Source organism: Streptomyces hyaluromycini, assembly GCF_002217755.1.
Lineage (GTDB): Bacteria > Actinomycetota > Actinomycetes > Streptomycetales > Streptomycetaceae > Streptomyces > Streptomyces hyaluromycini.
The window spans coordinates 93,462-105,311 of record NZ_BCFL01000018.1; the positions used below are offsets into that span (position 1 = coordinate 93,462).

An 11,850-nucleotide genomic window follows, 5' to 3' on the forward strand; every position below is an offset into this window, starting at 1 on the left:
CGTCGCACCTCCCTAGCGTGTCCATGAATGTGAATGCCATACACGGACGCGACCGGCGCTGATCCAAGGAGACCGTGGATGCCCACTCCCCGCACGCTACTGCTCACCGGTGCCGCCGGCGGACTCGGCACCCTGATGCGGTCCCTGCTCCCGGAGTACGGCTACGAGCTGCGCCTGTTGGACGTGCGCCCGATCGAGGGCGAACCGGACGCGATCACCGCCGATCTCGGCGACACGGCGGCGCTGCGCGAGGCGGTGCGGGGCGTGGACGCGGTGCTCCACCTCGCGGGGATCTCCCTGGAGGCGCCCTTCGAGAAGATCCTCCGCTCGAACATCGAGGGCACCTACAACCTGTACGAGGCCGCCCGCCAGGAGGGCGTCCCGCGCATCGTCTTCGCCTCTTCCAACCATGCCGTCGGCTTCACCCCGGCACCGGGTGCGGGCGACCCCCTCATCGCAATCGACACCCCGCGCCGCCCGGACACCTTCTACGGCCTGTCCAAGTCGTTCGGCGAGGACCTCGCCCAGCTGTACTGGGACAAGCACGGCCTGGAGACCGTCTCCGTCCGCATCGGCTCCTGCTTCGCGGAGCCGGCCGACGTACGGATGCTCTCGGTGTGGATGAGCCCCGCCGACGGCGCCCGCCTCTTCCACGCGGCCCTGACCGCCGAGGAGGTCGGCCACACCGTCGTCTACGGCTCCTCCGCCAACACCAGGCTGTGGTGGGACCTGGGCACCGCGCGGGCGCTCGGCTACGAGCCGCAGGACGACTCCGAGCAGTTCGCCGCGAAGCTGATCGCCGAGCGCGGCGAGCTGGACCCGGGGAACCCGGCCCACACCCACCTGGGCGGCCGCTTCGTGAACGACCCGCCGATCTGGCCGTACTAGAGGGCGTAGCGACGCCGAGAACACACCGAAGCAGTACCGAAAACGATCGTTCGAGACAGCGGACGGGCACCGAACGGGCCCGTCCGCTTCCTATTCGGGCACAGATCATGCCCGATCTCACGTCACCCACAGCAGCGCCCCAGGTCCGAGACGGGCACGCCTGAGCGCAACCGGGCGTATACGGGCAGCATCGGGTTCGCAACAGGCCTGGTCAGGGCCGTGCGCCGGAGGTACAACTTCCCCCATGGCCCGAACGGGCAGCTCCACAGGGAAGTGGGTGACGGTATGACCACCAGGACGGCGGAAGAGCGCCAGCGCGAGATCGTGCGGGCCGCCCGGACCACCGGTTCCGTGGACGTCACCGCGCTCGCCGCCGAGCTGGGCGTGGCCAAGGAGACCATCCGGCGCGATCTGCGCGCCCTGGAGGACCACGGGCTGGTGCGGCGCACCCACGGCGGCGCCTACCCGGTGGAGAGCGCCGGTTTCGAGACCACGCTCGCGTTCCGGTCGACCAGCCATGTCCCGGAGAAGCGCCGGGTCGCGTCCGCCGCCGCCGAGCTGATAGGCGACGCCGAGACCGTCTTCGTCGACGAGGGCTTCACCCCCCAGCTCATCGCCGAGGCGCTGCCCGGGGACCGGCCGCTGACCGTGGTCACCGCGTCCCTGCCGGTGGCGGGTGCGCTCGCGGAGGCCGAGAACGTCTCCGTCCTGCTGCTCGGCGGACGGGTCCGCTCCGGCACCCTCGCCACCGTCGACCACTGGACGACGAAGATGCTCGCCGGCTTCGTCATCGACCTCGCCTACATCGGCGCCAACGGCATCTCCCGCGAGCACGGCCTGACCACCCCCGACCCGGCGGTCAGCGAGGTGAAGGCGCAGGCGATCCGGGCCGCGCGCCGCACCGTGTTCGCGGGCGTGCACACCAAGTTCGGGGCGGTCAGCTTCTGCCGGTTCGCGGAGATCGGCGAGCTGGAGGCCATCGTCACCAGCACCCTGCTGCCCGCCTCCGAGGCCCACCGCTACTCGCTCCAGGGCCCCCAGGTCATCCGCGTCTGACCCGCCGAGCCGCCTGACCCACCGAGCCGCCCGACACACCGAACCGTCCGACAAACCGAACACAGTCCCCGAGCCGCACACCCGCGCCCACCCGGGCCCGTTATATCCCCATAAGTTCTCCAGGAGCACCCCATGCGAACCCAGAGCCGACGAACGCCCCGCGCCCTGTTTGCGGTGGCCGCCGCAGGAACGCTGACCACCTCGCTGCTCGCCGGCTGTTCGGGCGCCGGCGCGGGCGGCGGTTCCTCCGCCCACTCCATCAACGTCCTGATGGTGAACAACCCGCAGATGGTGGAGCTGCAGAAGCTCACCGCGGCCAACTTCACCAAGGACACCGGGATCAAGGTGAACTTCACCGTGCTGCCCGAGAACGACGTCCGGGACAAGATCAGCCAGGACTTCGCCAACCAGGCCGGCCAGTACGACGTCGCCACGCTCTCGAACTACGAGATCCCGATCTACGCCAAGAACGGCTGGCTGGAGCCGATGGACTCGTACGTCAAGAAGGACACCGCCTTCGACCAGCAGGACATCCTCAAGCCGATGCAGCAGGCCCTCACCGCGGCGGACGGCAAGCTGTACGGCGAACCCTTCTACGGCGAGTCGTCCTTCCTGATGTACCGCAAGGACGTCTTCCAGAAGAAGGGGCTGACCATGCCGGCCCACCCCACCTGGCAGCAGGTCGCCGACCTGGCCGCCAAGGTGGACGGCGCGGAGCCCGGCATGAAGGGCATCTGTCTGCGCGGGCTGCCCGGCTGGGGCGAGATGCTGGCCCCGCTGACCACGGTCGTCAACACCTTCGGCGGCACCTGGTTCGACAAGGACTGGAAGGCTCAGCTGGACGCCCCCGAGTTCAAGCAGGCCACGCAGTTCTACGTCGACCTGGTCCGCAAGCACGGCGAGGCCGGCGCCGCCCAGTCCGGCTTCGCCGAGTGCCTGAACGACACGACCCAGGGCAAGACCGCGATGTGGTACGACGCCACCTCCGGCGCGGGTTCGCTGGAGGCCTCCGGCTCCCCGGTGAAGGGCAAGATGGGCTACGTCCCGGCGCCGGTCGAGAAGACCGACAGCTCCGGCTGGCTCTACACCTGGGCGTGGGGCATCCAGAAGGCGTCCAAGAACCCGGACGACGCCTGGAAGTTCATCTCGTGGGCGTCGAGCAAGGGCTACGAGAACCTCGTGGGCGAGAAGGCGGGCTGGGCCAACGTGCCGGCCGGCAAGCGCACCTCGACGTACGACATCCCGCAGTACCGCAAGGAGGCGGCCGCCTTCGCGGACGTCACCCGGGACGCCATCGCCGGCGCCAAGCCCAACGACCCGGGTGTGCAGCCGCGGCCCGCGCCCGGCATCCAGTTCGTCGACATCCCCGAGTTCACCGACCTGGGCACCAAGGTCTCCCAGGAGATCAGCTCCGCCGTCGCCGGCCAGCAGTCCGTGGACGACGCGCTGAAGAAGGCACAGAAGCTCGCCGAGGCCGTCGGCAAGAAGTACGAGGGATCATGACCGCCACCGCCTCCCCCCGGGTCGCCGCCGCCACCGCGCGGCCGGCGCCCCGGCCCCCGTCCGACCGTCTGCGGGCCTGGGCCACCCGGGCCCCGCTGCTGCCCGCGCTGGTCTTCATGATCGTGGTGACCCAGCTGCCGTTCGTGGCGACCGTGGTGATCTCGTTCTTCGACTGGAACGCGCTCTATCCGAAGGACCGCCACTTCACCGGCATCGACAACTACCGCCAGGTCCTGACCGACCCGGACCTGCGCCACTCGGTGTGGACGACGGTCCTGCTGACGGTCACCGTGGTACTGGTCAGCCTGGTCCTGGGACTGGTGGTGGCCCTGCTGCTGAACCGGAAGTTCCGGGGCCGGGGCGTGGTCCGCACGCTGATGATCGCGCCGTTCCTGATCGTCCCGGTCGCGGCGGCGCTGCTGTGGAAGCACGTGCTCTACAACCCCGAGTACGGCCTGCTCAACGGCCTGCTGCACTACGTCGGCGGCCCCCAGCCGGACTGGATCTCCGACAACCCGCTGCTCGCGGTCGAGGCCGCCCTGGTGTGGCAGTGGACGCCGTTCATGATGCTGATCCTGCTGGCCGGGCTGCAGAGCCGCGACCAGCAGCAGCTGGAGGCGGCCCGGGTGGACGGCGCGAGCGACTGGCAGATCTTCCGCTACCTGACCCTCCCGCATCTGCGCCGGTACCTCGAACTCGGCGGCCTGCTGGGATCGATCTACATCGTGCAGAACTTCGACGCGGTCTTCACGATCACCTCCGGCGGCCTGGGTACCGCCAACCTCCCCTACACCGTCTACCAGAGCTTCTACCAGGCGCACGAGAACGGCCTCGCCTCGGCCGCGGGCGTCGTGGTGGTCATCGGCTCGATCATCATCGCGACCTTCGCCCTGCGTGTGGTGTCGTCGCTGTTCCGCGAGGAGGTGTCCCGCGCATGAACACCGCCCTGAACGTCCTGCGGCGCAACGGACTCGGGCTGGTCGCGTGGCTGACCGGGATCGTGTTCTTCCTGCCCATCGCCTGGATGGCGCTGACGTCCTTCCACTCCGAGGCGGACGCGGCGACCAACCCGCCGTCCTTCACCGCCGGCCTCACCCTGGACAGCTACCGCGAGTTCTTCGGCGTCGGCGGCGGGGCGAGCCCGTGGCCCGCCCTGATCAACTCGGCGATGGCGTCGGTGGTCTCCACGCTCTTCGTCCTCCTGCTGGCCTTCCCCGCGGCCTACGCGCTGTCGATCCGCCGGGTGCGGAAGTGGACGGACGTGCTGTTCTTCTTCCTCTCCACGAAGATGCTGCCGGCCGTGGCGGGCCTGCTGCCGATCTACCTGTTCGCGAAGAACGCCGGGATGCTCGACAACATCTGGCTCCTGATCATCCTCTACACCTCCATGAACCTGCCGATCGCGGTGTGGATGATGCAGTCCTTCCTCGCCGAGGTCCCGGTCGAGGTCATCGAGGCCGCGCGGGTGGACGGGGCCCGGCTGCCGACGATCCTCGCGCGCGTGGTCGCCCCCATCTCCCTCCCGGGCGTCGCCGCCACCGCGCTGATCTGCTTCATCTTCAGCTGGAACGAACTGCTCTTCGCACGCGTGCTGACGGGCGTGGTCGCCGAGACCGCCCCCGTCTTCCTGACCGGCTTCATCACCAGCCAGGGCCTGTTCCTGGCGAAGGTGTGCGCCGCGTCGCTCGTCGTCTCCCTGCCGGTGCTCGCCGCGGGGTTCACCGCCCAGGACAAACTGGTCCAGGGCCTGTCCTTGGGAGCCGTGAAATGAAGGCCGCCGTCATCGAGTCCGTGGGCCGCGCCGTCGTCACCGAGGTCCCCGACCCGACACCGGGCCCCCGCGAGGTCGTCGTGGAGGTGGCCGCCTGCGGCCTGTGCGGCACGGACCTGCACATCCTCCAGGGCGAGTTCGCCCCCAAGCTGCCGATCGTGCCGGGCCACGAGTTCGCCGGCGAGGTGGTCGGCGTCGGCTCCCAGGTGACCGAGGTGGCGATCGGCGACCGGGTCGCGGTCGACCCGTCCCTGTACTGCCACGAGTGCCGGCAGTGCCGCAACGGCCACAACAACCTCTGCGAGCGGTGGGCCGCGATCGGCGTGACCGTGCCGGGCGGGGCCGCGCAGTACGCGGTGGCCCCGGTCGCCAACTGCGTGAAGCTCCCCGAGCACGTCCGCACCCAGGACGCGGCCCTGGTCGAGCCCCTGTCGTGCGCGGTGCGCGGCTACGACGTCCTCCAGTCCCGGCTGGGCGCGCACGTCCTCATCTACGGCTCGGGGACGATGGGGCTGATGATGCTGGAGCTGGCCAAGCGGACCGGCGCGGCGAGCGTGGACGTGGTGGACCTGAACCCCGTCCGGCTGGAGACCGCCCGACAGCTCGGCGTCTCCGGGTCCGCGGCGAACCCCGACGAGCTGGACCGCCCGCAGGGCTGGGACCTGGTGATCGACGCGACCGGCAACGCGGCGGCGATCCAGGACGGCCTGGAGCGGGTCGCCAAGGCGGGCACGTTCCTCCAGTTCGGCGTCGCCGACTACGCGACCCGGGTGACGATCGACCCGTACCGCATCTACAACCAGGAGATCACCATCACCGGCTCCATGGCCGTCCTGCACAGCTACGAGCGGGCGGCGGAGCTGTTCGCGAACGGCGTCCTGGACCCGGACGTCTTCATCAGCGACCGCCTCCCGCTGGACAGCTATCCGCAGGCGCTGGAGCAGTTCGCGGCGGGCGTGGGACGGAAGATCGTCGTGATCCCCTGACCCGTTCGGGGGCCGGATCCCGGGTAAGGGAACAGTAAAGCGGGGTCGTTCGTTCACGGGGCATGACAGCTATGACCCCTGGCTCGAACATCCCTCTTCCCGCCCCCCGGGTGGCGGTGGACGTCGCCGCTCCGGTGCGGCTCGACGTGTCGGGCCTGCTGCTCACGGGCGACGGCAAGGTGCGCTCCGACGACGACTTCATCTTCTACAACCAGCCGATCGGGCCCGGTGTGACGTACCGCTCCGGCGGCGGTACGGCACCGGACGCGATCGTCGTCGACACGGCCGCCCTGCCGCCCGGCATCGAGAAGATCGTGGTCACCGCGAGCCCCGACGCCGCCGGCCAGACCTTCCAGGGCATCGAGCCGACGGCGACGATCCGCAACGCGGACGACGGCTCGGTGCTGGCCACCTTCACGCCGCCGCAGCTGGGCACGGAGACGGCCCTGGTGGTCGTGGAGATCTATCTGCGCGGCGGCGCGTGGAAGGCGCGCGCGGTGGGGCAGGGGTACGCGAACGGACTGGCCGGCATCGCCACGGACTTCGGCGTGACCGTGGAGGAGCCGGCACCCGCCCCGGCGGCCCCGGTCGCCCGGCCGGCGGCCCCCGTCGCCCAGCCAGCGGCCCCGGTCGCCCAACCCGCACCCCCCGCGGCTCCCCCGGCCCCGCCCGCGGCGCCCGCTCCCGGCACCGGGAAGATCAACCTCGACAAGGGCAGGGTCAGCCTCCAGAAGAACCAGACCGTGTCCCTGGTCAAGGGCGGCCGCCCGCTGCTCTCCCAGGTCAAGATGGGCCTGGGCTGGGAACCGGCGTTCCGCGGCAAGGACATCGACCTGGACGCCTCGGTCATCGCGTACGGCCCGCAGCGCGACCACGTCGACAGCTGCTACTTCGGCAAGCTGTCCATCCTGGGCGGCGCGATCAAGCACTCCGGCGACAACCTCACCGGCGAGGGCGGCGGAGACGACGAGGTGATCGTGGTCGACCTCGGCCGGATCCCCCCGGAGGTCACCGGCCTGGTCTTCACGGTCAACTCGTTCTCCGGCCAGAAGTTCACCGAGGTCGCCAAGGCCTACTGCCGCCTGCTGGACGCCGCGACCGGCGAGGAGCTGGTCCGCTTCGACCTGACGAGCGCCGAGGCGCAGACGGGCGTGATGATGGCGAAGCTGGTCCGCCAGTTCACCGGTGAGTGGGACATGACGGCGATGGGCTCGTTCGTGAAGGCCCGTACGGTACGGAACATGGTGAAGCCGGGGGCGGAGGCGCTCTGACCCGAGCTCGGTGACGGGTGTGCGGCCGTGGGCGCTACGGCCGCAACCCCTCCGTGAGCAGTGACAGATAGCGCCGGATCTCCTTGCCCTGCCCGTCGGCCAGTTCCGACGCCGTGGCCAGTCCGTGCGCCAGGCGCAGGACCTCGATCGGCTCGATGTCGGAGCGCAGGGTGCCCTCCGCCTTCGCCGCGTCCACCAGACGGGTCGCCGCGCCGCGGACCGTCACACCGCAGGCCGCGACCGTGGCCGAACTGCCGTCCGTGACCGCGGAACCCAGCAGGGCCTTCAGGCCGCGCACCTGGATGGTGGCGACGCACAGTTCGTTCAGCCACTCGGTCAGCGCCGCGCCCGGCGGAAGGACCGCGGCGAACTCGTCGGCCTTCGCCGCCAGCCCCTCCAGCCGGTCCACGAACGCGGCCTCCAGCAGCGCCTGCCGGGTCGGGAAATGCCGGTAGAGCGTGCCGGAGCCGACGCCCGCCCGTTTGGCGATGTCATCGAGGGACGCGTTCTCCCCCTGCTCGGCGAAGGCCTCGACGGCGACCTCCAGCAGCCGCTCGTAGTTACGGCGAGCGTCCGCGCGCATGGGCCTGACCTGCGTCATCCAGTTACTCCTTGCGAACCGGGGACTCTCTCCGTATCTTATCGAAGACTAAACGGAGACAGTCCCCGCTTACCGTCGTGTGCTCCACGGGCAGTCCGTCTGCCCGTACTTCACCATGCCCGCGCCGGGGACGCACAGACCGGGAGAACCTCATGTCCGCCCCGTCCAGCCCGTCCGCCCCGTCCACCGCCGCCGACACCCCGCCGGACTCCCCGCACCCCGCGAGGCTCGGCTCCGCCCTCCTCGTCATCGTCACCGCCTACATGATGGTCGGCGTCGACTCCACCGTCGTCAACGTCGCGCTGCCCGACATCCAGCAGGGCCTGGGGTTCAGCCGTACCGGCCTGTCCTGGGTACTCAACGCCTACACCCTCGCCTTCGGCGGTCTGCTGCTGCTCGGCGGGCGGGTCGGCGACGTCGTGGGCCGCCGTCGTACGCTCGGCGCCGGAGCGCTGCTGTTCGCGCTGTCCTCGCTGCTCGGCGGAGTCGCCGCGGAGGGCGGCTGGCTGCTCGCGGCACGCGCGCTGCAGGGCGTCGGCGCCGCGCTAATCGCCCCCAGCACCCTGGCCCTGATCACCACCAACTTCCCCCAGGGCCCGCGCCGGCACCGCGCCCTGAGCGTCTACTCCTCCATGGCCGGCATCGGCGGCTCCGCCGGCCTGGTCCTGGGCGGCATGCTCACGTCGTGGGCGTCCTGGCGCTGGGCCCTGCTCATCAACGTGCCCATCGGCATCGCCCTGTTCGTGGCCCTGCCCCGGTTCGTCGCCGAGACCCCGCGGCACGCGGGCCGCTTCGACCTCGCGGGCGCGCTGACCGGGACGGCCGGGATGACCTCGCTGGTGTACGCGTTCATCCGGGTCTCGGAGGAGGGCTGGACCGACACCCAGTCCCTGCTCGGCTTCGGCTGCGCCGTCGCGCTGCTCTTCGGCTTCGCCCTGATCGAGTCCCGGGCCGGCCAGCCGATCATGCCGCTGGGGCTGTTCGGCGACCGGGACCGGGCGGGCGGCTATCTCACCATCATGCTGCTGCCCGCGGGCATGTTCGGCGCCTTCTACTTCCTCACCCTCATCTGCCAGCAGGTCCTGGAGTACAGCCCGCTGCGCGCCGGGTTCGCCTTCCTGCCCATGACCCTGGCGATGTTCACCATGGTGCGGCTGCTGCCGAGGCTGCTGGCCCGCCTCGGGGCCAAGCCGGTGCTGCTGACCGGCATCGCCCTGCTGGTCGTCGCCGGCGGGTGGCTGTGGCGGCTGCGGCCCGGCGACGGCTACGTCACCGGGCTGCTCGGTCCGCTGCTGCTGCTCGGCGTGGGCGTCGGCCTGAGCTTCATGCCGCTCAACGCGACCATCCTCGCCCGTATCGAGCCCCGGGAGGCGGGGGCCGCGTCCGGACTGCTGCAGACGCTGCAGTGGCTCGGCGGCACCCTCGGACTCGCCGTCCTGGTCACCGTGTACGGCACGGTGACCAGGCAGGCGAGCGGCAGCCCGGCCGAGATCCTCACCCACGGCGCGTCCCGCGCCTTCGGCATCGGGTCGCTGGTGGCCATGGTCGCGTTGCTGGTGGCGGGGTTCGTGATCACAGGTCCGCGGAGGCATGGGGCCTAGGGCCTGTCTGACAATTCCCGTCTGCCTCGCGACGCCATGCACGCACTCTCGCCGCACCGGGCGCAGACCCAAGTACGTCCAGTACGAGGGCCTACGCCCGGCACGCCGAGAGCACGCACCTGACGCCGCGAGGCCGCCCTCCGGGCGACGACGGGAATTGTCAGACAGGCCCTAGGCGATCGTCGTCGGCTGCGGGTGTGTGGGGGCTGGTCGCGCCCACGCGGCGGCAGCCGCAAATCAGCTACAGCCCCGCGCCCCTGACGGGGCGCTTTCGGAACCGGGGCGACATCGATCCGAGCGGGTCCGGTGAAGTCCGCCGGTCCGGCAGCGCCCCCGAAGGGGCGCTGGGGGTACCCCCGGCCGAAGGCTGGGGGAGGAACTGCGCGACCAGCCACGACGGCGCCGCAGCCGACAACCGACGCACACCGGCCGGACGATCGACAGACCGTCTAGAACAGAGCGCTGTACGCGTTCAGCGCCGGCTGGCCGCCCAGGTGGGCGTAGAGCACCGTGGAGTCGGCGGGGATCTCGCCCCGCTCGACCAGGTCGACCATCCCCGCCATCGACTTGCCCTCGTACACCGGGTCGGTGACCATGCCCTCGGTGCGGGCGGCGAGGCGCATGGCGTCCAGGGTGGTGTCGTCCGGGATGCCGTAGACACCGGCGTGGTAGCGGTCGTCGAGTTCGACGTCGTCGATCGTCAGGTCCCGCTTGAGGCCTATCAACTGGCCGGTGCGATGGGCGATCCTGGCGACCTGTTCGCGGGTTTCGGCGGGCTTGGCCGAGGCGTCGATGCCGATGACCCTACGTTCGCGGCCGCCCGCCTCCTCCAGCGCGGCGAACCCGGCGACCATGCCGGCCTGGGTCGAGCCGGTCACCGAGCAGACCACGACCGTGTCGAAGAAGACGCCCAACTGCTGCTCCTGCTCGGCTACTTCGTAGGCCCAGCCGGCGAAGCCGAGGCCGCCGAGCGGGTGGTCGGAGGCACCGGCCGGGATGGCGTACGGCTTGCCGCCGGACTCCTCGACCTCGCGCAGCGCCAGTTCCCAGCTCTCCTTGAACCCGATCCCGAACCCGGCCCGGACCAGGCGTACGTCGGCTCCCGCCAGCCTGCTGATGAGAATGTTGCCGACCTTGTCGTACACCGAGTCCGGCCACTCCACCCAGCTCTCCTGCACCAGCACGCACTTGAGCCCGGCGCGGGCGGCCACGGCGGCGACCTGGCGGGTGTGGTTGGACTGCACCCCGCCGATGGAGACGAGGGTGTCGCAGCCCTTGGCGAGCGCGTCGGCGACCAGGTACTCCAGCTTGCGCGTCTTGTTCCCGCCGTACGCGACACCGGAGTTGCAGTCCTCCCGCTTGGCCCACAGCGCGGCGCCGCCGAGGCGGGCGGTGAGGCGCTCCAGCGGGTGCACCGGCGAGGGGCCGAAGAGGAGGGGGTAACGGTCGTAGGAGGAAAGGGACATGGGGCGCCTCCTGGTGGCGTGGTCAGTCGGTGGTGTCGGCGTCGGCCAGGTCGGAGAGGGTGCGCCAGATGTCGGCGGTGACCCGGACCGCCGCCTCCGTGTCGCCGGCCGCGCACGCCTCGATGAGCCGTTCGTGCAGGCCGGGCGAGCGGCAGGAGCCGCCCTCGCCGAAGCGGCGGCGCTCCAGGCGGCGGATGAGGGGGGTGTAGCGGGCGACGGTGGCGGCGGCCGCGCGGTTGCCGGCCACCCGGACCAGCACGTCGTGCAGTTCGTCGTCGGCGCGCAGGGCCTCGTCCACGTCACCCGTCTGTACGGCGGCCGCGAAACGGACGTTGGACACGCGCATCTCGTCCAGGTCCGAGTCCCGCAGCCGGGGTACGGCGACCCGGGTGACCAGCTCGTGCATGGCGCCGACCACGGCCGCCGCGTCCCGCACCTCGGCCGCCACGACCGGGGTGACCCGGGTGTAGCTCTGCGGCTTGCTCTCCAGGAGCCCCTCGTCGACGAGGCGCGCGAACGCCTCCCGCACGGGCGCCCGGGACAGCCCGAGCCGATCCGCGAGCTCGGCATCGCGCACCACCGCGCCGGGTTCGATCTCCCCGGCGACGATGGCATCCCGGATCGCGGCGTAGGCGCGGTCTCGGAGCAGGGTGCGGGGCAGGGGGCGTAGGGCTTCCACAGATTGAAATGTTAGATATCAACCTCGT

Annotated in this window: 11 protein-coding genes; 8 read left to right on the top strand and 3 right to left on the bottom strand. The window is 70.9% G+C overall.

Annotated features, from left to right (window positions below; all coding sequences use genetic code 11):
• The first annotated feature begins 78 nt into the window (after positions 1-78).
• The 7 genes from SSP29_RS13565 (at position 79) to SSP29_RS13595 (ending at position 7,475) form a co-directional block, all read left to right on the top strand.
• Positions 79-888 (top strand): NAD-dependent epimerase/dehydratase family protein, encoded by an 810-nt coding sequence (locus SSP29_RS13565; protein WP_089100872.1) that lies wholly within the window; start codon positions 79-81, stop codon positions 886-888.
• 285 nt (positions 889-1,173) lie between these two features.
• The gene (locus tag SSP29_RS13570) at positions 1,174-1,944 is read left to right on the top strand and encodes a DeoR/GlpR family DNA-binding transcription regulator (RefSeq protein WP_089100873.1); all 771 of its coding nucleotides are present in this window, start codon (positions 1,174-1,176) and stop codon (positions 1,942-1,944) included.
• A 132-nt stretch (positions 1,945-2,076) separates the two neighbouring features.
• Positions 2,077-3,447 (top strand): ABC transporter substrate-binding protein, encoded by a 1,371-nt coding sequence (locus tag SSP29_RS13575; RefSeq protein ID WP_089100874.1) that lies wholly within the window; start codon positions 2,077-2,079, stop codon positions 3,445-3,447.
• A complete protein-coding gene (locus tag SSP29_RS13580) occupies positions 3,444-4,385 on the top strand; it encodes a carbohydrate ABC transporter permease (protein WP_089100875.1) in 942 nt (313 codons plus the stop codon). Before SSP29_RS13575 ends, SSP29_RS13580 begins: the two co-directional genes overlap by 4 nt.
• Positions 4,382-5,218 (top strand): carbohydrate ABC transporter permease, encoded by an 837-nt coding sequence (locus tag SSP29_RS13585; protein WP_150134107.1) that lies wholly within the window; start codon positions 4,382-4,384, stop codon positions 5,216-5,218. The genes SSP29_RS13580 and SSP29_RS13585 overlap by 4 nt, the downstream gene beginning before the upstream one ends.
• Positions 5,215-6,204, top strand: coding sequence for a zinc-dependent alcohol dehydrogenase family protein (locus SSP29_RS13590; RefSeq protein WP_089100876.1), 990 nt, complete (start codon positions 5,215-5,217; stop codon positions 6,202-6,204). The genes SSP29_RS13585 and SSP29_RS13590 overlap by 4 nt, the downstream gene beginning before the upstream one ends.
• 71 nt (positions 6,205-6,275) lie before the next feature.
• The gene (locus SSP29_RS13595; RefSeq protein WP_089100877.1) at positions 6,276-7,475 is read left to right on the top strand and encodes a TerD family protein; all 1,200 of its coding nucleotides are present in this window, start codon (positions 6,276-6,278) and stop codon (positions 7,473-7,475) included.
• Between the two features lie 34 nt (positions 7,476-7,509).
• Here SSP29_RS13595 and SSP29_RS13600 read toward each other — a convergent pair whose 3' ends face one another.
• Positions 7,510-8,076 (bottom strand): TetR/AcrR family transcriptional regulator, encoded by a 567-nt coding sequence (locus SSP29_RS13600; protein ID WP_089100878.1) that lies wholly within the window; start codon positions 8,074-8,076, stop codon positions 7,510-7,512.
• A gap of 152 nt (positions 8,077-8,228) precedes the next feature.
• Here SSP29_RS13600 and SSP29_RS13605 point away from each other — a divergent pair, with 152 nt between their 5' ends.
• On the top strand, positions 8,229-9,677 hold the full coding sequence (locus tag SSP29_RS13605; RefSeq protein WP_089100879.1) for an MFS transporter: 1,449 nt from the start codon (positions 8,229-8,231) through the stop codon (positions 9,675-9,677).
• A gap of 449 nt (positions 9,678-10,126) precedes the next feature.
• On the opposite strand, the gene SSP29_RS13610 is transcribed toward SSP29_RS13605, so the two are convergent.
• Positions 10,127-11,143 carry a 1-aminocyclopropane-1-carboxylate deaminase gene (locus SSP29_RS13610; RefSeq protein WP_089100880.1) on the bottom strand — a complete coding sequence of 339 codons (1,017 nt, stop codon included), beginning with the start codon at positions 11,141-11,143 and terminating at the stop codon, positions 10,127-10,129.
• A 22-nt stretch (positions 11,144-11,165) separates the two neighbouring features.
• A complete protein-coding gene (locus SSP29_RS13615) occupies positions 11,166-11,822 on the bottom strand; it encodes a GntR family transcriptional regulator (protein ID WP_089100881.1) in 657 nt (218 codons plus the stop codon).
• Positions 11,823-11,850 lie beyond the last annotated feature (28 nt).